Annotated in this window: 18 protein-coding genes; 10 read left to right on the forward strand and 8 right to left on the reverse strand. The window is 73.7% G+C overall.

What is annotated here, in order from left to right; genetic code table 11:
- Nucleotides 1-234: 234 nt before the first annotated feature.
- Together ACIBQ8_RS18975 and ACIBQ8_RS18980 are read left to right on the forward strand one after the other, a co-directional pair.
- The gene (locus ACIBQ8_RS18975) at nucleotides 235-1,635 is read left to right on the forward strand and encodes a phenylacetate--CoA ligase family protein (protein WP_397192567.1); all 1,401 of its coding nucleotides are present in this window, start codon (nucleotides 235-237) and stop codon (nucleotides 1,633-1,635) included.
- Nucleotides 1,635-2,609: a hypothetical protein gene (locus ACIBQ8_RS18980; RefSeq protein ID WP_397192568.1), complete on the forward strand. Its 975-nt coding sequence runs from the start codon at nucleotides 1,635-1,637 to the stop codon at nucleotides 2,607-2,609. Before ACIBQ8_RS18975 ends, ACIBQ8_RS18980 begins: the two co-directional genes overlap by 1 nt.
- A gap of 109 nt (nucleotides 2,610-2,718) precedes the next feature.
- Here ACIBQ8_RS18980 and ACIBQ8_RS18985 read toward each other — a convergent pair whose 3' ends face one another.
- Nucleotides 2,719-5,742: an AfsR/SARP family transcriptional regulator gene (locus ACIBQ8_RS18985; RefSeq protein WP_397192569.1), complete on the reverse strand. Its 3,024-nt coding sequence runs from the start codon at nucleotides 5,740-5,742 to the stop codon at nucleotides 2,719-2,721.
- A gap of 112 nt (nucleotides 5,743-5,854) precedes the next feature.
- Nucleotides 5,855-9,211 (reverse strand): WD40 repeat domain-containing serine/threonine protein kinase, encoded by a 3,357-nt coding sequence (locus tag ACIBQ8_RS18990; RefSeq protein ID WP_397192570.1) that lies wholly within the window; start codon nucleotides 9,209-9,211, stop codon nucleotides 5,855-5,857.
- A 100-nt stretch (nucleotides 9,212-9,311) separates the two neighbouring features.
- Here ACIBQ8_RS18990 and ACIBQ8_RS18995 point away from each other — a divergent pair, with 100 nt between their 5' ends.
- Together ACIBQ8_RS18995 and ACIBQ8_RS19000 are read left to right on the forward strand one after the other, a co-directional pair.
- Nucleotides 9,312-9,851, forward strand: a complete 540-nt coding sequence (locus tag ACIBQ8_RS18995; protein WP_397192571.1) for a hypothetical protein — start codon at nucleotides 9,312-9,314, stop codon at nucleotides 9,849-9,851.
- A gap of 37 nt (nucleotides 9,852-9,888) precedes the next feature.
- On the forward strand, nucleotides 9,889-10,329 hold the full coding sequence (locus ACIBQ8_RS19000) for a PPC domain-containing DNA-binding protein (RefSeq protein WP_397170012.1): 441 nt from the start codon (nucleotides 9,889-9,891) through the stop codon (nucleotides 10,327-10,329).
- A gap of 128 nt (nucleotides 10,330-10,457) precedes the next feature.
- On the opposite strand, the gene ACIBQ8_RS19005 is transcribed toward ACIBQ8_RS19000, so the two are convergent.
- Nucleotides 10,458-10,592, reverse strand: a complete 135-nt coding sequence (locus tag ACIBQ8_RS19005; RefSeq protein WP_397192572.1) for a hypothetical protein — start codon at nucleotides 10,590-10,592, stop codon at nucleotides 10,458-10,460.
- A gap of 183 nt (nucleotides 10,593-10,775) precedes the next feature.
- On the opposite strand from ACIBQ8_RS19005, the gene ACIBQ8_RS19010 reads away from it, so the two are divergent.
- Together ACIBQ8_RS19010 and ACIBQ8_RS19015 are read left to right on the forward strand one after the other, a co-directional pair.
- Nucleotides 10,776-11,384, forward strand: coding sequence for a Dps family protein (locus ACIBQ8_RS19010; RefSeq protein ID WP_397170016.1), 609 nt, complete (start codon nucleotides 10,776-10,778; stop codon nucleotides 11,382-11,384).
- Nucleotides 11,385-11,743: 359 nt separating this feature from the next.
- Nucleotides 11,744-12,031 (forward strand): DUF3040 domain-containing protein, encoded by a 288-nt coding sequence (locus ACIBQ8_RS19015; RefSeq protein WP_357970689.1) that lies wholly within the window; start codon nucleotides 11,744-11,746, stop codon nucleotides 12,029-12,031.
- 15 nt (nucleotides 12,032-12,046) lie between these two features.
- Here ACIBQ8_RS19015 and ACIBQ8_RS19020 read toward each other — a convergent pair whose 3' ends face one another.
- The 3 genes from ACIBQ8_RS19020 to ACIBQ8_RS19030 all read right to left on the reverse strand — a co-directional run bounded on the left by ACIBQ8_RS19020 (nucleotide 12,047) and on the right by ACIBQ8_RS19030 (nucleotide 15,142).
- Nucleotides 12,047-13,135 (reverse strand): LacI family DNA-binding transcriptional regulator, encoded by a 1,089-nt coding sequence (locus ACIBQ8_RS19020; protein ID WP_397192573.1) that lies wholly within the window; start codon nucleotides 13,133-13,135, stop codon nucleotides 12,047-12,049.
- Between the two features lie 43 nt (nucleotides 13,136-13,178).
- Nucleotides 13,179-14,051 (reverse strand): PfkB family carbohydrate kinase, encoded by an 873-nt coding sequence (locus ACIBQ8_RS19025; RefSeq protein ID WP_397192574.1) that lies wholly within the window; start codon nucleotides 14,049-14,051, stop codon nucleotides 13,179-13,181.
- An 89-nt stretch (nucleotides 14,052-14,140) separates the two neighbouring features.
- A complete protein-coding gene (locus tag ACIBQ8_RS19030; protein WP_352349568.1) occupies nucleotides 14,141-15,142 on the reverse strand; it encodes an SIS domain-containing protein in 1,002 nt (333 codons plus the stop codon).
- 286 nt (nucleotides 15,143-15,428) lie between these two features.
- Here ACIBQ8_RS19030 and ACIBQ8_RS19035 point away from each other — a divergent pair, with 286 nt between their 5' ends.
- Genes ACIBQ8_RS19035 through ACIBQ8_RS19050 form a run of 4 tightly spaced genes read left to right on the forward strand, consistent with a single transcriptional unit; the run spans nucleotide 15,429 to nucleotide 19,345 of the window.
- On the forward strand, nucleotides 15,429-16,751 hold the full coding sequence (locus ACIBQ8_RS19035; protein ID WP_397170019.1) for an ABC transporter substrate-binding protein: 1,323 nt from the start codon (nucleotides 15,429-15,431) through the stop codon (nucleotides 16,749-16,751).
- A gap of 28 nt (nucleotides 16,752-16,779) precedes the next feature.
- Nucleotides 16,780-17,667, forward strand: coding sequence for a sugar ABC transporter permease (locus tag ACIBQ8_RS19040; RefSeq protein WP_357970638.1), 888 nt, complete (start codon nucleotides 16,780-16,782; stop codon nucleotides 17,665-17,667).
- Nucleotides 17,661-18,497 (forward strand): carbohydrate ABC transporter permease, encoded by an 837-nt coding sequence (locus ACIBQ8_RS19045; RefSeq protein ID WP_397192575.1) that lies wholly within the window; start codon nucleotides 17,661-17,663, stop codon nucleotides 18,495-18,497. Before ACIBQ8_RS19040 ends, ACIBQ8_RS19045 begins: the two co-directional genes overlap by 7 nt.
- 5 nt (nucleotides 18,498-18,502) lie before the next feature.
- Nucleotides 18,503-19,345 (forward strand): sugar phosphate isomerase/epimerase family protein, encoded by an 843-nt coding sequence (locus tag ACIBQ8_RS19050; RefSeq protein WP_397192576.1) that lies wholly within the window; start codon nucleotides 18,503-18,505, stop codon nucleotides 19,343-19,345.
- On the opposite strand, the gene ACIBQ8_RS19055 is transcribed toward ACIBQ8_RS19050, so the two are convergent.
- Nucleotides 19,340-20,461: a hypothetical protein gene (locus ACIBQ8_RS19055; RefSeq protein ID WP_397170022.1), complete on the reverse strand. Its 1,122-nt coding sequence runs from the start codon at nucleotides 20,459-20,461 to the stop codon at nucleotides 19,340-19,342. The two genes, ACIBQ8_RS19050 and ACIBQ8_RS19055, sit on opposite strands and share 6 nt — an antisense overlap.
- Complete coding sequence (locus ACIBQ8_RS19060) at nucleotides 20,458-20,967, reverse strand: SigE family RNA polymerase sigma factor (RefSeq protein WP_397170024.1); 510 nt, start codon at nucleotides 20,965-20,967, stop codon at nucleotides 20,458-20,460. Before ACIBQ8_RS19060 ends, ACIBQ8_RS19055 begins: the two co-directional genes overlap by 4 nt.
- Nucleotides 20,968-21,002: the final 35 nt, after the last annotated feature.

The following is a 21,002-nucleotide window of genomic DNA, read 5'->3' on the forward strand; positions in this document are numbered from 1 at the left end:
GCCTGTAGTGGATCTCTTGCGCCCCCGCACATCCTTGGATCTCAGCGGGCGCCACCCGTGCGCCCCGAGCAACCAGGGAGATCCTCATGGTCAAGACCGCTCGCCGTTACGCCAAGTACGCCGTCAGCGCCCTGTCCACCGCCATCTTCGTGCTGAACGGCTGATCACCCTCGCGTGCACCCCCGGGGGACCGGGTCTCCCGGGGGGCCACCCCCACGAGCGGAAGGACGAGGCGTGTTCGGCACCGCGGTACGCCAGCTCGGTTATGCCTGGTCGATGATGTCGGGCCGCAGGTTCCGCCTGCGGGACGTGAACGCGCTGGCCGACGACATGCGCGTGACCCTGGAGACGTTCGGGTCCCCGGGCGAGGGCGCCGACGACATGCTCGCGGGCAGCGACCCCGAGCTCCAGGAGGACCTGACCCGGCGGCGGCTGCGGCGCACGGTCCGCCACGCGGCCGCCGAGAGCCCCTACTACCGGCGCTGGTTCGGGACGAACGGCGTGGACCCCGGCTCGATCACGCCCGCGACGCTGTCCGCGATCCCGCCCACGTCCAAGGCCGACCTGCGCGGCATGCCCGCCGCCTTCGTCTCCGACCGCGCCCGCCCGGTCGTGCTCGCGCACACGACGGGGACGACCGGGACGCCGACCATGGTGTGGTTCTCGGCGTACGAGATCGAGCTGATGTCCTCGATGTCGGCGCTGGCGCTGATGCTCGCCGGCAACCTGCGCTCCGCCGACCTGTGGGCCAGCGCGATCAGCTCGCGGTCCATCGCCCAGATCCTCACCGAGCGGGCCGTCACGCGGACCGGGGCCGCGTTCGTGCACCTGGGCGCCGTCGATCCGGCCGTCGCGCTCGACCGGCTGGCCACCCCGATGCACGTACCGGGCAAACACCCGCAGATCACCCAGCTCAACGTGACCGCCTCCTACCTGGCGGCGCTGGTCCAGGAGGCCGAGCGGGGCGGCTGGCAGGCCGGCGACTTCGGCCTGAGCACGATCTGGTCCGGCGGCGAGGTGCTGACCGACGCGTTGCGCGTGCGCGCCGAGCACACGTTCGGCGCGCAGGTCCGCGACGGCTACTCCATGACCGAGATCGCCCCCGTGGGCGGCCGGGTCTGCGCGGACGGCCACCTGCACCTGCCGGCCGACCAGGGGCTGGTCGAGATCCTCGACCCCGTCACCCTGCGGCCCGCCGAACCGGGGGCCGTCGGCACGATCGTGGTCACCCCGTACTCCAGCTACCGCGACACCACCCTGCTGCTCCGGTACGTCACCGGCGACCTGGTCAGGGTCCTGCGCGCGGACGAGCAGCCGTCGTGCGCGCTGGCCGCGCTGCCCGCGACCTCGCGCGTGCTCGGGCGGGTCTCCCCCGGCGGGCTCACCACGCGCGACATCCTGGACGTTCTCCAGGCCGAGCACGCGCTGCCGCTGCCCACCCGCTGGTCGCTGGAGGGCTCCCTGCTGTACGTCGTGGCCGGCAAGTCCGACGCGGGGCTGCTCGGCCGCCTGGAGGAGCGGGCGCACGGGCTGCCCCTGGACGGCATCGTCCTGGTCGAGACCGCCGACGACCTGCCCACACCCTGCCGGCTCCGCGCCGACCTGCTGGAGCTCAGCTTCGAGCGAGGACTGTGATGACCCCGTACGTGCCGGCGCTGTACGCGCTCGTCGCCCTGACCGTCGCGCTGACCGCCGCCTACCTGGGCCGCTACGTCATGGCCAGGCCGCCGGTCGGCCGGATGGCGGGCTCCGACATCGCGGTCATGGTCGCCGCGCTGGTGGTGATGCCGTTCGCGTACCTGCACCTGCCGACCGGCGTCGTGGTGTCGGTCTTCGGGCTGGTGGTGCTGACGCTGGGGCAGCTCACGCTCGCGCCCGTGCTGGGCGGCCGGTGGGCGACGGCGGCGGTGCTGCTGCTGTGCGCCGCCGACGTGGCGGTCTACCTCGCCGGATGGCCGGCGGGGGTGCTGGCGGTCAACGACGTGCTGCTGATGCTGCTCGTCGTCGGCGCGGTGAACCTGTGGGTGCAGGCGGCGGTCACGCCCGGCCAGGTGGCCGCGCTGGCGGTGGCGCTCACCGGCTACGACACGCTGGCCACCGGGCTGTCCTCGCTGACCCTCGACTTCGTGCAGCGCATGCAGGGGCTGCCGTTCGCTCCCGTGCTGGCCACCTCCTACGGCGAGAACCCGTCACTGATCGGCCTCGGGGACTGCCTGATGCTGTCGCTCTGGCCGGCGGTGGCGGTCCGGGCGTACGGGAAGGCGGCGGCGTGGTGGGCCGCGGGGCTGGAGGCGGTGCTGCTGGCGGCCTCCATCGCCGTCGTGCTGGGCGGCGGGCGGCCGATCCCGCTGCTGACCGCGCTCGGCCCGCTGATCCTCGTCCAGTGGCTGTACTGGCGGCGGTGGCTGGCCCGGCGCACGCCCGCGCCGGTCCGGCCCGCGGTGAACCGGGCGCTGGACGTCCCGGCCGGCGCGCCGGAGGGAGTGTGGGCCGCGCTGGACGACGGCGGCGCGCTCGTCGGCGAGGGCGCCACCCCGGGCCAGGCCCGCCGCGAGGCCCGCCTGGCGGGCGCGCCCGGCACCCCGGTCGTGCGCTTGCTCCAGGACTGACCGCCCGGTCGGGAGGCTCGGGGCCGAGCAGAAGGCCCGCGCCCGGTCCGGGGGCGGTCAAGAGGCTCGGGGCCGAGCTCAAGGTCCGCGCCCGGTCCGGGGGCGGGGGTCACGGTTCGTCGTGGGGCTGGTTCTTCAGGCAGGCGGCGACCTGGCGGCCCTCCGGGGTGTCGCCGAACAGGGTCAGGGCGTGCCGCCAGGCGGCGGCCGCCTCCTCGTGCCGTCCGAGGCGGGCGTGGGCGCGGCCCATCTCCGTGAGCGTGCGGGCCCGCCACACCTGCGGGCCGTCGCGGCCGAGCCGGTCCAGCGCGGCGGCCAGGTGCCGCAGCGCCTCGCGCGGGTCGCCCTGGCGCAGCCGGACGACGCCCAGCGCGTGCCCGCTCAGCGCCTCGCCCAGGACGTCGCCGCATTCCACGAACAGCCGCAGGCTCGCCGCCAGCGTCTCGGCCGCCTCCTCGAACCGGCCGAGCGCGCCCAGCGCCTCGCCGAGCCTGCGCAGCACCTTGCTCATCTCGACCCGGTCGCCGACGGCCTGGGCGGTCAGCAGGCTCTCGCGGTAGCACGCGACCGCCTCGGCCGTCTCGCCCGCCTGGTAGCAGGCGGTGCCGAGGGCGCGCAGCAGGTTGCCGCGGGTGCCGTGGTCGTCCTCGCCGGTCTCGGTCAGCCGGGCACGGGCGATCTTGACGGCCTGGTCGTACTCGCCGCGTTCGATGTGGATCCAGATCGGCCACGTCCAGGCGTAGGCCAGGCCGGCGGCGTCGTCGTGCGCGGCCAGCAGCTCGATCGCCGCGTACGCGTCGGCCAGCGCCTCGTCCAGCCGGCCCGACCCGTGGCGGTCGGCGGCCCGGCTGATCAGCGCGTACGCGGCCCCATGGCGGTCGCCGACCCGCTCGAAGGCGGCCAGCAGCTCCCCGCACGCCTCGTCGGCGGCCGGGTAGCGGCCCCGCTCGATGTCCATGTTGACCAGCAGCAGCCTGGACCGCAGGGCCGTGCGCTCGTCGCCCGCCGCGGTCGCCGCCGCGATCACCGCCTGCTGGACGCGTTCGGCGTCGGCCAGGAAGCGTTCCATCGTCAGGTAGCCGGTCAGGTGGTGGGCCAGCTCGGCGGCGGTGGCGACCTGCCCAAGCTCGGCGGCGGCGGCGGTGACGGCGAGCACCAGCGTGCGCCGCTCGGCCGACAACCACACCATGCCGGCCGTCGTGCCGGCCGTCGTGCCGGCCGTCGTGCCCGGGCCGGGCTCGCCGCGCTCGTAGGGCGGGGACAGCGGGATGGGCAGCCCGCGGGTGGCGGCCCTGGTCCTGCGGAGGCTTTCCAGCGCGAGCCGGGTCAGCGCGGCGTGCCGCTGCCCGGCGGGCTCCTCGGCCTCGGCGCGCTCCCTGGCGTAGACGCGCAGCAGGTCGTGCAGCCGGTAGCGGGGCTGGCCGGCGGCGTCGATCTCGGTGGAGGTGAGCATGCCGCGCGCGACCAGCGTCTCCAGGACGGCGTCGGCCTCCCGCGCGGGCAGGCCGAGCAGGGCGGCGGTGGTCCACTCGGCGACGCTGTCCAGCCCGGACAGCCCGAGCAGGCGGAAGGCGTGCCTGGCCCACTCCGGCAGCGCCGCGTAGCCGGGCTCGAACGTCGCCCGCACGTCGAGGCCGCCGACGACCAGCTCGTCCAGGTCGTGCCCGGCCAGGCGGGTGGCCAGCTCGCGGACCGGCCAGACCGGGCGGATGGCCAGACGGGCCCCGGCGACCCTGAGCGCCAGCGGCAGCCGGCCGCAGGAGCGCAGGATCTCCTCGGCGGCGTCCGGCGCGGCGCCGATCCGGTCGCGCCCGGCCACGCGTTCGAGCAGCAGCCGGGCGTCCCGCTCGCCGGGCAGGTCGAGCGGGAGCCGGACGGCGCCCTCCAGCGCGGGCAGCGGCGAGCGGGAGGTCACCAGGACGGCGCCGCGCGGCGTGCCCGGCAGCAGGTGGCGGAGCTGCGCCTCGTCCACGGCGTCGTCGAGCACGACCAGCACCGCCTGGTCGGCCAGCCGCTGGCGGAGCAGCCCGGCGCGCTGCTCGGCCGAGGCGGGGATCATGGCGCCGTCCAGGCCGAGTGAGCGCAGCAGCACGTCGAGCAGCTCGGCGGGGTCGCGCGGGCCGCGGGCGTCCTGGCCGAGCCGGACGAAGAGCTGGCCGCTCGGGTAGTCGGCGCGCAGCAGGTGGGCGAGGTGCACGGCGAGCGTGGTCTTGCCGATGCCCGGCAGCCCCGACAGGATCGCGATCGGCGGGCTGAGCCGGTCCGGCCGCGCCCGTAACAGCGACAGCAGCTCGGCGATCTCCGGCTCCCGGCCGACGAAGTCGGCGGTGTCGGCGGGAAGCTGGCACAACGCCTGGAGCGGGCCGCCCGCCTCGGTCGCCACCGGCCGCCGGTCGAGGTCGGGGTCGCCGGCGAGCAGCGCGGCGTGCAGGCGGCGCAGCTCCGGGCCGGGTTCCAGGCCCAGCTCGGCGACCAGCAGCTCGCGGGCCTCGCGGAACGCCTCCAGCGCCTCGTCCCGCCGCCCGCCGCGGTGCAGGGCGACCACGAGCTGCTCCCACAGCCGCTCGCGCAGCGGGTGGGCGGCGATGAGGGCGCGCAGCTCGGCGACGACGTCGTCCTGGGCGTCCCGGCCGGCGAGCCGGACGTCGATCCACTCCGACCGGGCGACCGCCAGGCGCTCCTCCAGTTCGAGGAGCCGGGGGGCCATCGCGCCGGTGAGCGGCACGTCCTCGGCGGGCGCGCCGCGCCACAGGGCGACGGCCCCGGCGTAGGCGCGCTCGGCCGCGGCCAGGTCGCCCGCCGCCCGCTCGCGCCGGGCCAGCCGCAGGGTGTCCTCGAACACCAGCAGGTCCAGGCTGCCCGGCGGGACCTCGCAGACGTAGCCCGAGCCCTCGGTGCGCACCAGCAGGCCGCTGCCCTCCAGGGACCGCCGGAGCTGGTGGACGTAGGTCTGGACGTTGGCCAGGGCCGAGCGCGGCGGGTCGTCCCAGACGGAGGAGATCAGGCGCTCCCTGGAGACCGTCGCGCCCGGATGGAGCAGCAGGACGCCCAGCACGGCCCGCTGCTTGCGGCTCAGGCGCACCCGCCCGCCGGGGCCGTTGACCCGGAGCGTGCCGAGGATCGCGAAGTCCACCGTGCCTCCCTCGTGGCCGAACGGAAAGATCGGCTTTCCGGTCGGCAGTACATCCCCCGCGACGGCGTTTTGACAATCCCGGGTGAGGGACCCTGACCCGGTCCCGCGCGCGTCAGCCGCAGACGGGCCGGTAGGGCAGCGCGGGCACGTACGTCCGCCACTCGCGCTCGGTCAGCGCCCGCCCGGCGCGCGCGCAGACCGTCCTCGCCACCAGCTCGGCGGCGGCCGGGACGCGCCCGATGGTCCCTCCGGCGTCCACCGTCAGGACGTGCGAGCCGTCGGGCGTGAAGGCGATCGACAGCAGCTCGCCCTCGTCACGGTCGAGGCCGCCGCCCGGGTCGGCGGACAGGCCGAGGTCGCCGCCCGTCCTCGGGTCGATCAGGCGGACGCGGCCCTGCCCCGCGTTGACCGCGACGAGGTCCTCGACCGGCGAGTACGCCGGCGTGCCGATGACGGGAAAGCCCTCGGTCGCCTCGGTCAGCCGCCGGCCGCCCGCGTCCCAGGTGCTCAGCCGGCCGCGCGAGTCGAACACGGCCAGCCCGTCCCCCGCGTGGGTGAACCTCACCCACGAGCCCAGGACGTCCCTGCCGAAGACGCTGAACGGCGAGCCCGCCACCCGGCCGTCGGCCGCCCGCAACACGCGCACGTCCAGGCCGGTCACCGCCAGCCGCCCCCCGTCGGGCGCGAACGCCAGGTCCACGACCTGGCTCAGAGGCGTGCTCCACAGGCGGCGGCGCGCCCGCCAGTCCCACAGCTCGACGGCGTCCTCGCCGGTTCCCGGGCCGTCGAGCACGAGCGCGAGCCGGCCGCCGTCCGGGCTGAAGCGGACGAGCTCGGGCTGCGCCCGCCCCGCGCCGGCGGCGAACCCGCCCGCGGGCTGCCTGGTCGCGGTGTCCAGCACGCTGACGTCATGGCTCGACAGCAGCGCGAGGCTCCGGCCGTCGCGGCTGAAGGCGAGCGCGTGCGCGGCGGGCAGGCGGCCGGACGTCCCGCCCCCGACCTGGCGGAGCGCGCCGTCCACGACGAGGTGCAGGCCGTCCTCGCCGAGGTCGGCCCGCTCGTGCGGCGGGCCCTCGACCGGCTCGTTGACCAGGTCGGCGACGTCCACGGCGAACACCTGGTCGCCGACGAGGTAGCGGAAGGTCGTGCCGTCGAAGGCGGCGGCCGGGCGGGCGCCGGCGTCCACGTCCCCGCGCACCGGGACGGCGCTCAGCAGGTGGCTGTCGGGCAGCCGCCAGAACTGGACGGTGGCGTCGGTGACGGTGGCCAGCAGCCGGCCCGCCTGGTCGAAGACGGGATCGCCCTTGTTCCAGCCGCCTTCCGTGCCCTCGCCGACCTCCTCGGTCCAGCCCTCCTGCCGGTGCCTCAGGGTCAGGGTCCCGTCGCCGGACGTGGCCAGCCACCGGCCGTCGGGGCTCAGCGTGCCGCGCCGGGCGGCGGGGTCGGTGACGTTCCACTGCCGGCTGTCGCCCGGCTTGACGATCACCTTCCGGCCCTCGTGCCGGCGGACGACGTCCTGCCAGCCCTCGATCAGGTCCCTGGTCCGGTTCGCCGGCCAGGCGCCGACCGGGCGGCCGGTGGCGGCGTCCCAGGCGCGGGCGCGACGCGTGGTGGCGGCGACCAGCGTGCGGCCCGACGGGGACAGCCCGATGTCGGACACCGGGTCGCGGCCGAGGCCCAGGCCGGAGATCAGCGTGACGCGCCGGCCCGTGCGCAGGTCCCACAGCCGCGCCTGGTCCTGGCCGACGCTGAGCAGCGCGCGGCCGTCGGCGCCCAGCGCCCGCAGGGTGCTGCGGGCGCTGGCCGGGTCGCGGAACATGCCGCGCTCGCGCTGCGCCAGCGCCGCGGTCAGCGCGGCCCTGGCCTGCGGCGTGGGCCGCAGCCGCCAGGCGGCCACGGCGAGCAGCCCGGCCAGCACCGGATCGCTGCGCCTGGCCGCCTCGGCGCGCGCGGCCAGGCGGGTGGACTCCGACGTCGTCAGGCGGTCCTGCAGCTCGTCGGCGCGGGCGGCGGCGAGCCTGCCCTGCTGGACCGCCAGGCCGCCCGTGACCAGCGCGACGACCAGCAGCCCCGCCAGGCTCAGCGTCAGCAGCCGGGCGCGGCGGACCCGGCGTCTGGCCAGCCGCGCCGACGAGTCCAGGAAGTCGCGCTCGGCCTGGGACAGCCTGATGTCGCGGCGGGCGGTCGCCGCCCAGCTTCGGGCCTCCTCCAGCATCGTGCCGTGGAACAGGCCGCCGTCCCTGCGGCCGCCCTCGTCCCAGCGGCGGACGGCGGCCAGGATCGGGCCGTGGACGGCCAGCCCCTCCCTGTTGGCCTCGATCCAGCGGCGCAGCCGCGGCCAGGCGTGCGGCAGGGCCGGACGGGCGAGCCAGACCTCCCGGCCGTCGCGGCCCAGCAGGTACGCGAACACCTCCAGGATCCTGGTGACCGCCGCCGTCTCGGCCGCGGGCCGGCCGGCCAGCAGCTCGTCCAGGGCGGCCTTCCGGGTGTCCAGCTCGCCCATGCCGTCGACGGTGAACAGGCGCAGGAACACCTCGGGCGCCAGCTCCCGCTCGGCGGGGGTCAGCAGCGTGTAGGAGTCCTCGGCCAGCGTGCCGAGCGCCGGGTCGGCGACGGTCCCGGCGACGGTCCCGGCGACGTGGGCGGCCTGTCGCCCGCGTTCGAGCAGCCGGGCGGTGTCGAGCCCGCTGTCCCCGCTGATCAGCGCGAGCAGCAGCCGGCGGGCCTCGGGACGCCGGCCGGGCTCCTTGCTCAGCGCCGCCGACACCAGCGGGCGCAGCGAGTCCGGCAGCGCGGCCAGGTCGGGCGTGGCCGACAACACGCGGTGCATCACCCCGCCCAGGCTCCCGGCCTCGAACGGGTCGGCGCCCGTGGCCGCGTACAGCACGACGCAGCCCCAGGCGAACACGTCCGCGGGCGCGCCGGCCCGCCGTCCGCCGAACACCTCGGGCGCCATGTACGTCGGCGTGCCGGTCACCAGGCCGGTCGCGGTCAGCGACATCTCGGCGGTCCGCGCGATGCCGAAGTCGATGACCCGCGGGCCGTCCGGGCCAAGCAGCACGTTGTCCGGTTTGAGGTCGCGGTGCACCACGCCGGCCTCGTGGATGGCGGTGAGCGCCGTCGCCACCGCCGTGGCCAGGCGGTGCAGGTCGCCGCCGCGGAAGCGGCGTCCGCCGGCGACCGCCTGGCGCAGGCTCGGCCCGGCGACGTACTCGCTGACGATGTGCGGGCGCGGGCCGTCCAGCTCGGCGGCGAGCACGCGGGCCGTGCAGAACGAGGCGACCCGCCGCGCCGCCTCGGCCTCCCTGGCCAGCCGTCCTGCCCCGTCGCCGTGCAGCACCTTGATCGCCACCCGGGCGCCGTCCTCGGCGTAGGCCTCGTAGACGACGCCCTGACCGCCGGCGCCCAGCCGTCCGGCGAGCCAGTAGCCGCCCAGGCGTTGCGGGTCGTCGGGGGTCAACGCGTTCACGGCTGGTTGGATGCGGTGATCACCGGCAAAGTTGCGGGCGATTTTCCCCGGCCCGTCGGTGCTTGACATTCCGGCGGCGTCAGGATCTAGGATCGCCGCCGTGCTCATGACCTTGACGCTCAGCGCGGCGCTCGTCCTGGCCGGAACGCCCGCACAGGCCACCAAACCCGTGTCGTTCCGGGGGTTCACCATCCAGATACCGGTCTCCTGGAAGGTGAAGAAGGACCCGGTCGGCGGGCTCGACGTGGTCACCGGGGCCTGCTCCAAGCGGGCGACGGAGTGCCCCGGCTTCTCCCTCGGCGGGCCGCGAGCCGTCTCCTACGCCTCCGAGGGCGGCACGTACCGGCCGGGGCAGCCGTACCACCCCAGCACCGGGGTGGTGGAGTGCGTCCCGGACCGGCGCTACTGGGAGGGCGTCCCGCCCGTCCGGCCGTCCCGCGCCGCGACCGTGCAGGTGGGGGCGGGGCACCGGGCCCGCTTCACCGAGTGGAGGCTGGGCTGCCAGACGAAGACCGGCAAGCCGGCCCCGGTGTCCTTCACCCAGCGCATCTGGTATCTGCGCAAGGAGAAGGTGCTGGTCGTCGACCAGTGGAAGACCCCCGGGCTGGGGAACATCCTGGCCAGGGCCGTCTGGAAGTGACCGGGTTGCCCGCGCGCCCTGCGGGCAGGAGATCGTCATGCGCAGCAAGCGGCTCTCCACCGTCGAGGAGCAGACGTACGCGGTCGTCCTCGACCCCGGTGACGAGGTGGTCGAGAGCCTGACGGCGTGGGCGGCCGACAACGGCGTCCGCGCCGCCCGGCTGACCGGCATCGGCGGGTTCCGGCAGGTCACGCTGGGCTTCTTCGACCCGGAGGCGCTCCGCTACGAGCCGATCCCGGTCGACCGCCAGACCGAGGTGCTCTCCCTGATCGGCGACTTCGCCATGCCCGACGACGACGTACGGCCCCACCTGCACGCCCATGCGGTCGTGGGCCTGCCCGACGGCACGACCCGCGGCGGCCACCTGCTGGCCGGCCAGGTGTGGCCGACGCTGGAAGTGATCGTCACGCAGTCCCCCCGCTACCTGCGGCGCCGCCACGATCCCGCCACCGGCCTGGCCCTCATCGACCTGCGCTGACCTCCGGGCCTCCCGGGGCCCCTCAACCGCGGCGGCGGTCACCTCTCGGCCCGCGCCGCCCCCCGCCCGGTCGCCGGCCCGGCCCGCTCCCGCCCGGCCGCCGGGCGGCGGCGGTCACTCGAAGGCGGTCACTCGAAGTCGTCCGGGTTCAGTTCCTTCAGGCGTTCGAAGCGCTCGCGTTCCTCGTCGTAGTCTTCCTCGTCCTCGGGGCCTTCGAGGTCGGCCGCGGGCGTCTCTTCGTCCTCGGGCTCTTTGCGTCGCATCGTCATCCCCTCCCGGCGGACCGGGCACGGGGCTCCCCCGCGCCCATCGCTCCGGCTACCCCTCTGACCTGCGGGCAAACGATCGCGGGCGGCGGATGTTGACCGGCTCTTGTGCGGGCTCGTGGGGGCGCTTGGCGCGCCGGAGGGGAGGTTTCCGGGCGATTGTTCCGACTATCTGAGGAGATGTACGTGCCCACCAAACGTACCGCCAAGCCGACCCGGTCGAAGGCCGACAGCCAGCCGTGGCTGCACGTGAACGGCGTGGAGATCCAGGAGTACGGCACCGTGCGGATGTTCCCGCTCGGCCTCTCCCGCGACGCCCGCGAGTACTCCTGCCAGCGCCTCAACCAGATCCTGGCCGACACCCAGATCCTCTACAGCCTGTACAAGAAGCACCACTGGCTGATGCGCGGCCCGACCTTCTACCAGCTCCACCTGCTGCTGGACAAGCACGCCTCGGAGCAGATCGCGCTGGTGGACGAGATGGCCGAGCGCGTGCAGACGCTCGGCGGCGTCGCGGTGGGCGACCCCCGGCACGTGGCCGAGATCACCGTGATCCCGCGCCCGCCGAACGGCTGCGAGGAGGTGCCCGCCATGCTCTCGCGGCTGATCGAGGCGCACGAGACCATCCTCGTGGCCGCCCACGACGCGGCCGCCCGCGCGCAGGAGATGGGCGACGACGGCACCAACGACCTGCTGGTCTCCGACGTCATCAGGACGAACGAGCTCCAGACCTGGTTCCTGATCGAGCACCTGGTGGACACCCCGCTGGTGGAGAAGCCGGACAGCTGACCGGCCCCCGATGTCCGGTAAGCCGGAAATCGACGCCAGGTGAAGGAAATGTCTGGATTTAGGCGGACATCGCACACCGGGCGTAACGGTTCATACCGGGCGCGGTAAGGCGCCGCATCGAGCCTGCGCCGCCGGGTACGGGAGGGATCGCGGGCCTTCGGGGCCGCCGGCGACCCGCCAGAGCGCGCCGCCACGAAGGCGTGCCTCACCAGCGGGACGCCCTCTGACCAGGGCCGGCCCCGACCGGGCCGCCCTGACGGGGGCTACTTCTGACCGGGAGCGACGGAGAACGACATGACCGAACCGCTGACCTCACCGCCCGCCCCCGCCCACGGCGTCGCGGGACGGGAGCGGCGGCCATGAGCCTGTCGGACCGCGAACGCCGCATCCTGGCCGAGATCGAGCAGGATCTGCGCTGGCAGGACCGCGACTTCGCGTGCCGCATCGACGCGCTCAACGCCAAACCGGCCCGGCGCCGCCGCTGCCCGGTGACCCGCAGGGAGATGGCGTTCATCCTGGTCATCGTGGTCGCGATGACGCTGCTGTCGGCGGTCGTGTTCGTGGCGGCGGGCCGCCCGCGCACCCCGCCCGCGCCGCGCCCCACCCGCGAGGTGGTGACCACCTCGCCCCAGGTCACCCATCCCTGACCGCCGGCCGCCCGCTCAGGGCGGCGGCGGCGCGACCGAGGCGCGGGTGACCAGGCGCGAGCGCAGCGTGTGCACGTCGTGCCGCGGCTCGGCCCCGTCGAGGACGTCGAGCAGCACCTCGGCCGCCTTCGCGCCGAGCTGGTGGACCGGCTGCTCGATCATCGTCAGCGGCGGGTCCATGACGGCCGCCCAGGCGCTGTCGTCGAAGCCGATGAGCGAGATGTCGGCCGGGTAGGACAGCCCGGCGGCGCGCACGGCCCGCAGCGCCCCGGTCACGGCGTCGGTCTCGGTGCAGAACAGGGCGGTGGTGCGGTCGGGCAGCGCCAGCATGCGGGCCACCTCCTGGGTGGCCCACTCCTCGGTCTTCGGGCCGGTCATGACCAGCTCGGGATCGAAGGGGATGCGGGCGTCGTCGAGGGCGTCGAGGTAGCCGCGCAGGCGCTCGCCGTCGGTCCACACGTTGCGGGCCTTCTCCAGCAGCGCCCGCCTGGTCACGGGCGGATCGACCGACGACGGCCCCCACACGAACCCGATGCGCCGGTGACCGGCCGCGATCATCACCTCGACCGCCTCGCGGGCCGCGCCCCGGTTGTCGATGACGACCGTGTCGAGGTCGAGCGGCGCGACCGCGCGGTCGACCAGCACGATCGGGATGCCCCGGCCCATGGCCGCCCTGATGTGCTTGACCTCGTCGCGCCCCACGGCCGCCGAGGCGATGATGACGCCGTCGACCCGCTTGTCGATGAGCACGTCGGTGGCCGCCACCTCCTCGTCGAGCCGCTCGTACGTGCTCAGCACGATCGTGTCGAACCCGCGGGCGCGCGAGGCGTCGGAGATGCCGCGCATGACGCCCGCGAAGAACGGGTTGCCGATGTCGGCCAGGATCACGCCGAGCGTGTGGCTGACCCCGGTGGACATACTGCGGGCCAGGGCGTTGGTGCGGTAGCCGAGCTTCTCGGCCGCCGCCAGCACCCGTTCGCGAAGCTCCGGGCTGACATAGCCGTAGCCGCCGAGGGTGCGGGCCGCGGTGGCGCGGCCGACGCCGGCCTCGGCGGCCACCTCCGAGATCGTCGGCCGGCCCGACTGGCTCCGGTCGGCTGCCATCGAACGGGTTCCTCGTTTCTGGGGGGTCGCGGGCACGCCCATGCTAGCCGCGCGGGGCCGGCCTGCCGAAGCCGAAGGCGCCTTCGACGAAGCACTGGTCGTAGGCGGTCTCCGCGCCGGCCAGCAGCGCGCGCAGGAGCGGCCCGCGGCCGGGCGCGGCGCCCTTGCGCCAGCCGTCGCGCAGCAGGGAGACCGCGAACCCGGCCAGGAACGCGTCCCCGCAGCCCATGGTGTCGACGATCTTCCCCGGGTCCTCGACCAGCCGGGCGGGGGCGGCGACCAGGTCGTGGCCGTCGTAGGCCATCGCGCCGTCCACGCCCCTGGTGCCGAGGGCCAGGCGGGCGCCGCTCGCCACGGCGCGGGCCAGCAGGTCTCCGGTGCCCGTCTCGTCCAGGTGGGAGCAGGACAGGAGCACCAGGTCGGCGTGCGGGCAGACGCGGTCCAGGTAGGCGGGGGTGCGGTAGTCGTCCTCGCTGGACAGGTCGAAGCTGACCAGGGGACGCAGGCCGGCCAGGCCGGGCAGCTCGTCCTCGCTGCCGGAGTAGACGCTGGAGTGCACCAGGTCGAACGAGCCGGCGTAGGCCAGCAGCTCGCCGGTCAGCGCCAGCGGCTCCCGCACGGTGACGCCGCCGCCGTTCCAGCCCAGGAAGACCCGGTCGCCGTCGTCCACGCGCAGCCGGGACACGCCGCTCTCGCCGGGACGCACCACGCAGCGGTCGACCGCGACGCCCTGCGCGGCGACGGCCTCGCGCAGGAACCCGCCGAGGTCGTCGTCGCCGAAGACCCCGAGGTAGGCGGCCTCGACGCCGAGGCGGCCCGCGTAGACGGCGACGTTCACGCTGTTGCCGCCCGGATAGTCGATGCCCCGATCGACGAACCGGTCGACGATGTTGTCGCCGAAGCCGAGGACTCTCATGTTTCTCCTGTGCCGAGGGGGTTCGGGGTGGGCAGGCCGGGGCCGCTCCCGTCCCGGCGGGCGGGAGCGGGAGCGGGGGTGGCGGCGGCCTAGTAGTCCATGACCCGGTAGTAGCGGCGCAGGTCGAGCGAGTGGTCGCGGACGCGTTCCAGGTGCTTGCTGACCCGGCCCAGCACCGTGTCGAGCACGAGCGGCGCGAGCAGCCCGCGGAACTCGGGGCTGATGCCGTCCAGCGGGTAGTCGCGGGTGTCGAAGACGGTGACGTCCTTGGAGATGCGCCGGGCGAAGGCTTCGGCACGGTCGGTGAGCGGGCGCGTCTCGTCCTCGCCCTGGAAGATCAGCACGCTCGTGTCCTCCTCCAGCAGCTCCAGCGAGCCGTGGAAGAACTCGGCGCTGTGCACCCTGGTGGTGCGCAGCCACTGCATCTCCTCAAGGATGCACATCGAGTACAGGTAGGTGAATCCCCACAGGTTCCCGCCGCCGATGAGGAAGTGGTAGTCGGTGTCCTTGTGGGCCTCGGCGAACGCGGCGGCCACCGGCTCGGCCTGCCGGGCGACCTCCAGCAGCACGCCGGGCAGCCCGGCCAGCTCGCCGGCCAGCTTCTCGTAGCCCTCGAACTCGCCGCGGCGGGACAGCAGGCGGCCCATGAACAGCAGCATCTGCTGGTCGAACGGCCACGCCTTCGGCTCCGAGACCAGCACGGCGTCCACGGCCTTGGCGATCGGCGAGTCGGGGTAGCCGGTGAAGCCGACCGTGTACGCGCCCCTGTCCTTGACGTACTCGATCGCGCGCAGGCTGTCCTCGGTGGTGCCGGAGACCGAGGTGAAGATCGCGACCGTGCGCTCGCCGAGCCGGGCGTCGCCCGAGACGACCAGCTCGGCCGCGATGGCGGCGCGCACGTCGAGCGTCGAGCTGCGCCTGGCCAGGTGCTCGTAGGGCCACATCTGGGCGTACGTGCCGCCGGCGCCGACGAGCAGGAGGGTGTCGAACCCCTGGTCCACGAGCCGATCGACGAGCTCCTCGATCTGGGGGCGCAGGGCCACGGTGCTGGCCAGCTGCGACAGGAATTCCGGCTCGTTGAATCCGAGCATCTTCGCGTCCTTTCGGGAAAGCTTGCGGGCCGGCGGCGTCCAGCGGCCTGATACCGGTATCACGCGGAGGTCACGCTGACACAGGATCCGGCCGCGCGTCAACACCCCACCTGCGAGAACCGACTGCATGCTGCTGTTTCATCGCAGAAAAGAGCCCGCCGGCAGGCGCTCGGAAAGAAAATCTTGCTTCGCGCTCTGGTACCGGTATCAGTTCATCTGTACAGTCAGCCAACACCCCCACCGCGGACCGGCAGGTCCCCCTCTCCCTCCGAGAGAAAGGAAGCCCATGCGCCCTCGCGCAATGACGTCGTTCGCGGCGCTCCTCGGGACGCTCGCCCTGGCCGGCTGTTCCGGCGGCGGCGACGGAGCGGCCAAGGCCCCCGCCGCCGACCTGTCCGCCAAGCCCGACTTCTCCGGCACGCTGAGCATCCTCACCAAGTTCGCCGGCGACCCGCTGCAGCCGTACTTCGAGGACCTGGCCGCGGCGTACCAGAAGCAGCACCCGGGCGTGAAGGTCGAGCTCATCCAGGAGACCGACCAGAGCATCAAGGACAAGACCAAGACGCTGACCGCCTCCGACGCGCTGCCCGACGTCTTCTTCACCTGGAGCGGCAACTGGGCGGAGAACTTCGTGCGCGGCGGCCGGGCCGCCGACCTGAGCAAGGTGATCGGCCCGGACACCGAGTGGGGCAGGACGTTCAGCCCCGGCTCGCTGTCGGCCTTCGCCTACGACGGCAAGTACTACGGCATCCCGCTGTACGGCAACGGCAAGTTCATGGGCTACAACAAGACCGCCTTCGACAAGGCCGGCGTCAAGGTGCCCGGCACGTTCGAGGAGCTGGTCGGGAGCTGCGCGGCGCTGCGCAAGGCGGGCTACGAGCCGATCGCCTTCGGCAACAAGGACGGCTGGCCCGCGCTGCACTACCTCCAGCAGCTCTTCGCCTACGACGTGCCGGCCGACGTTCTGCAGGCCGACTTCAGCCCGAAGACGGCCAAGCTCGACAACCCGGGCTACGTGACCGCGCTCAACCGGTTCAAGACCCTGGTGGACACCTGCACCGACACCGGCAAGGGCACCAACGGCGTGCTCTACAGCTCGGCGCAGCAGGCCTTCCACGACGGCAAGGCGGCCATGTACTACCAGGAGGTCCTGGAGTTCGACAACGCCACCGACAAGAACGGCCTCAAGCCGGACGACTTCGGCATCTTCCAGCTCCCCGTCCCCCGGAACGCGGCCGGCGACCCCAGGACCATCGAGGGCGCGCCCGAGGGCTACCTGATCAACGCCAGGTCGCCGCGGGCCGCGCTGGCCGTCGACTTCATGAAGTTCGTGACCTCCACGCAGAACGCCAAGACCCTGTCGGCGCCCCCGTACGGGCAGCCCAGCACGGTCGTCGGCGCGGTCAGCCCCGAGACCTCCAGCAAGGCCGTCTACGAGGGCATGGAGCAGGTCAACAAGGCGCCGCGGCTGGCCGCGTGGCTCGACACCGTCACCGTGCCCGAGGTCGCAGACGCCTGGCTGGCCGGCGGCGAGGCGCTGATCAGCGGCGGCTCGACCCCCGACAAGGTGCTGGCGAGCGTCCGCGAGGCGTCGGAGTCGGCGAAGTAGGCCGGGCGGCCGGAGGGAGAGCATGCCGGTGCGTGCCATACGTCAACGGGCGCTCGGCCTGGCGTGGGTGGCTCCCGCGCTCGCGCTGGTCGTGGTGTTCGTCTACCTGCCGCTGGTGCAGAACTTCCAGTTCAGCACCCTCAAGTGGGACATCTACAGCGGCACCCAGGAGTACGTCGGGCTCGACAACTACCGCAAGCTGATCGACGACCCGGTCTTCTGGTCCTCGCTGGGCAACAACGTCCTGTACGCGGTGGTCTCGATCGTCTTCCAGGTGTTCGGCGCGCTGCTGCTGGCCGCGCTGATCGAGGGCGTGCGCAGTGAGCGGTGGCAGCGCGGCCTGCGGGCGGTGTACTTCATCCCGTCGGCGATCTCGATGACCGTCGCCGGCCTGCTCTTCTACTTCATCTACGAGCCCAACCTGGGCCCGCTCAACCACCTGCTCAGGGCGATCGGCCTGGACGGACTGGCCCAGGCGTGGCTGGGCCAGGAGAGCACCGCCATGTCGGCGATCATCGCGATGAGCCAGTGGCAGGGCTTCGGCTACTCCACGCTGCTGTTCGCGGTCGCGATCCAGCGCATCCCGCGCGAGATCTACGGCGCCGCCGCCATCGACGGCACCGGCCCGGTCCGGCGCTTCTTCCACGTGACCGTGCCGCTCGTGCGGGAGATGACCGGGCTGATGATGATGGTCACCGTCTCCGGCGCCTTCCAGGTGTTCAACGAGGTCATGGTGATGACCAGCGGCGGCCCCGACAACTCCAGCCAGGTCCTGGGCACCTGGCTCTACCGCAGCGGCTTCGTGCGCAACAACTTCGGCTACGCCGCCGCCATCGCGACGGTGATCTTCGTCATCACGCTCGGCATCGCCGTGGGACAGATGTGGGTCACCCGTAAGAGAAGGGTGGAATGGTGAGTCGCCGCGGCTTCCTCGGCGTGATCGCGCGCGTGTTCCTCTGGGCGTTCCTGCTCTGCCTCGCGGTGGTCGTGCTGTATCCCCTGCTGTGGATGGTCCTCAACGGGTTCAAGTCCAACAGCGAGCTGTTCGGCAACCCGTTCGCGCTGCCGTCGAGCTGGAGCTTCGAGAGCTATCAGAAGGCGTGGAACCGGGGGGTGAGCGACTACCTGACGACGAGCGTGCTGGTCACGCTCACCTCCACGGTCGCCACCGTGTTCGTCAGCGCGTGGGCGGCCTACGGGCTGACCCGGGTGAACATCCCGCTCAACCGGTTCGTCACGATGGGCATCCTGGGCGGGCTCATGCTCGCGCCGACCGTGGCGCTCGTGCCGCTGGTCAAGATGTTCCAGGCCATGGGGTTGTACAACAGCTTCTGGGCGCTGCTGATCCTCTACACCGCGTTCCGGATCCCGTTCACGACGTTCCTCATCCGGGCGTACATGATCGACCTGCCGCGCGAGGTGGACGAGGCCGCCGAGATGGACGGATGCGGCCGCTGGACCGCGTTCTGGCGGATCATCCTGCCGATGTGCAAGCCGATCCTCACCTCGACCGTGCTGCTGCACATCCTGTTCGCCTGGAACGAGTACCTGTTCGCGATGGTCTTCACCAGCGGCGCCGGCGTGCAGACGCTGCCGGTCGGCCTGACCAGCCTGATGAGCAAGCACGGCACGGACTTCCCCGTCGTCTTCGCCGGGATGGTGATCGCGGCGCTGCCCGTGGTGCTGCTGTTCTTCCTCGGCCAGCGCTACATCGTCAAGGGCCTCGCCGACGGGGTCGGGAAGTGAGTCCGATGTCGTTGTCACTGCGTCAGATCACCGGTTCCAACTTCGCCTACCAGCACCTGCCCTTCGACCGCTTCCTCGACGACGCCGCCGCGCTCGGGCGCGAGCACCTGGAGCTGTGGGGCGTCGCGCCGCAGCTGCACGTGCCGTGGCTGAGCGACGCCGGGGCGCGGGCGATCCGCCGGCGCGCCGCCGGGCTGGGGCTCACCGTCCGCTGCCTGACGCCCGAGCAGGTGGCCTACCCCGTCAACCTGGCCTCGCCGGACACCCGGCTGCGGGCCGCGAGCGTGGCGACGTTCCGCCGGGCCGCCGAACTGGCCGCCGAGCTGGGGGCCGAGCTGCTGCTGCTGACCCCGGGCCGGGGCTTCGAGGACGAGCCGGTCGCCGCCGCCTGGCGGCGCTCGGCCGACGCGATCGGCGAGATCTGCGCCTACGCCGGGACGCTCGGCGTCTCCTGCGTGCTGGAGGCGTTGCAGCGGGTGGAGTCCAACCTGGTCAACGACGCGCCCACGCTGGCCCGCATGATCGACGAGGTGGGCGCCCCGAACCTGGGCGCGGTGCTGGACACCGTGGCCATGGCGGCGGCCGGGGAGGGCGTGGACGACTACTTCGACGCCCTCGGCGACCGGGTCAGGCACGTGCACCTCATCGACGGCTCCCCCACCGGGCACCTGGCCTGGGGCGACGGCGAGCTGCCGCTGGCGGAGTACCTGGCCGCGCTGGACCGCAGGGGCTACCGGGGGGCGATGACGTTCGAGCTGTTCGGGGCCGGGGACTACGCCTTCGACCCGCGTCCCGTGGTGGAGCGCTGCCTGGCCTCCGTACAGGCAGCGCTCCCGGGAGCCTCATAGGCCGCCGGCGGCTCCTGGCGTGACCAGCTGGGCCCTGGACCGGCCGGGATAGCCGGCCACCAGCTTGGCCCGGCCGGTGCGGACGTCCACCGCGTAGGCCCTGGTGTCCTGCCCGACCTCGGCGATCAGCGTGACCTCCGACGGGCTCCGCCAGATCGTCGTGCCGTCGATGCCCGCCCGCCCCGGCAGGCCCTTCACGGAGACCTTCCGCAGGGTGCGGCCGGTCTTGGCGTCGAGCACGGTGAGCCTGCGGGTGAGGTACTCGGGCCGGGCCGTCCTACCGGGCGGGAACTCGAAGGCGACCACCGTGCGGCCGTCCGGGGCGAGCTCGCTGAACATGATGAAGACGCCGTCGAAGCGCACCGGCCTGCCGCCGCCGGCGACCGGCATGAACAGCAGGTCGGTCCTGCGGTAGCGGACCAGCTCGGCGACGCCGTCCTTGATGGCGACCGGCTCGTACACGCCGGGGACGGACACCGTCCCGCCGGTCCGCACGTCGATCAGCAGGCCGGGGTCCTTGGTGCCCTCGCGCGGGTCGAACGCCAGGTGGCGGCCGTCGTCGGAGACCACCAGCATGGAGCCCGTGCCGAGGCGTTCCTCCGCCACCTTCGCGGCGGAGACCGTCTCCACGCCGGTCACCATGTCCCGGACGACGTGCGCCCCCGCGTCCTTGTCGTAGTAGGCGAACATGCGGCCGTCGCGGCTGAGGGCGACGGGCACGCGGTCCTTCCTGGCGGTCGTCCCGAGCGCCTGGGGCACCCGGTACGTCCTGCCGTCGCTGGTGACCACCCGCCATTCGTCCTGCGCGCAGCCGGGCGGCGCGCTCTTCCCCTTGGCGGTCAGGCAGGTCTCCCGGTAGGCGTGGCTGAGCGTCCCCACCTTCCCCGCGGGCAGCACGGGCACGGCCGCCGTCTGCGGCGCGGCGGACTGCACCCGTCGCGGCCCGGCCACCAGCACGGTCGCCGTCACCCCGGCCAGCACCGCGATCGTGGCGGCGGCCGCCAGCGTCGCCGAGGCCCGGCGTCTGCGCCGGAACCCCGCCACCGCCACGTCGGCCAGGTTCACCGAAGGCGCCTCCTCGGCCATGCCGTTCAGTGCGTTCCGCAGTCTGGTCATCGGGCCGCCTCCTGAGCGGTTCGCGAGTCCACGAGGTCGGGGGCCAGCGCGCGCAGGCGCGCCAGCGCGTGATGGGTCTGGCTCTTCACCGTGCCGACCGCGCAGCCGAGCGCGTCCGCGGTCTGGGCCTCGGTGAGGTCCTCCCAGAAGCGCAGGACGATCACCGCGCGCTGCTTGCGCGTCAGCTTGTCCAGCGCCTGGCGCAGCACGATCCGGTCGAGCGCGTCCTCGTCGTAGGTGACCGCGCGCTCGGGCGGGTCGGCGCTGGGCAGCTCGTGGTTCGGCCGGCGCCGCCACGAGATGTACTGGTTGACCAGCGCCTTACGCGTGTACGCCTCCGGGTTGCCGTCCCGCGCCAGCTTGTGCCAGTGCCGGACGACCTTGACCAGCACGCTCTGGAGCAGGTCCTCGGCCAGGTGAGGGTCGCCCACGAGCAGGTAGGCGGTCCGCATCAGCGCCTGTTGCCGGGCGATGACGAACTCGCGGAAGCCGTCATGAGCGTCCAATGTGGTGATCTCCCTTCGCCCGTTCCAACGCGACC

The organism is Nonomuraea sp. NPDC049646 (genome assembly GCF_044465525.1).
In the GTDB taxonomy this organism is placed as follows: domain Bacteria; phylum Actinomycetota; class Actinomycetes; order Streptosporangiales; family Streptosporangiaceae; genus Nonomuraea.

Excerpts from the sequence above, each read along its gene's own strand:
- ACIBQ8_RS19010 (WP_397170016.1), top strand. The coding sequence starts at position 10,776 with ATGTACGTGCCCACCAAACGTACCGCCAAGCCGACCCGGTCGAAGGCC.
- ACIBQ8_RS18980 (WP_397192568.1), top strand. The coding sequence starts at position 1,635 with ATGACCCCGTACGTGCCGGCGCTGTACGCGCTCGTCGCCCTGACCGTC.
- ACIBQ8_RS19015 (WP_357970689.1), top strand. The coding sequence starts at position 11,744 with ATGAGCCTGTCGGACCGCGAACGCCGCATCCTGGCCGAGATCGAGCAG.
- ACIBQ8_RS19025 (WP_397192574.1), bottom strand. The coding sequence starts at position 14,051 with ATGAGAGTCCTCGGCTTCGGCGACAACATCGTCGACCGGTTCGTCGAT.
- ACIBQ8_RS19055 (WP_397170022.1), bottom strand. The coding sequence starts at position 20,461 with ATGACCAGACTGCGGAACGCACTGAACGGCATGGCCGAGGAGGCGCCT.
- ACIBQ8_RS19030 (WP_352349568.1), bottom strand. The coding sequence starts at position 15,142 with ATGCTCGGATTCAACGAGCCGGAATTCCTGTCGCAGCTGGCCAGCACC.
- ACIBQ8_RS19000 (WP_397170012.1), top strand. The coding sequence starts at position 9,889 with ATGCGCAGCAAGCGGCTCTCCACCGTCGAGGAGCAGACGTACGCGGTC.
- ACIBQ8_RS19005 (WP_397192572.1), bottom strand. The coding sequence starts at position 10,592 with ATGCGACGCAAAGAGCCCGAGGACGAAGAGACGCCCGCGGCCGACCTC.
- ACIBQ8_RS19020 (WP_397192573.1), bottom strand. The coding sequence starts at position 13,135 with ATGGCAGCCGACCGGAGCCAGTCGGGCCGGCCGACGATCTCGGAGGTG.
- ACIBQ8_RS19050 (WP_397192576.1), top strand. The coding sequence starts at position 18,503 with ATGTCGTTGTCACTGCGTCAGATCACCGGTTCCAACTTCGCCTACCAG.
- ACIBQ8_RS19045 (WP_397192575.1), top strand. The coding sequence starts at position 17,661 with ATGGTGAGTCGCCGCGGCTTCCTCGGCGTGATCGCGCGCGTGTTCCTC.
- ACIBQ8_RS19035 (WP_397170019.1), top strand. The coding sequence starts at position 15,429 with ATGCGCCCTCGCGCAATGACGTCGTTCGCGGCGCTCCTCGGGACGCTC.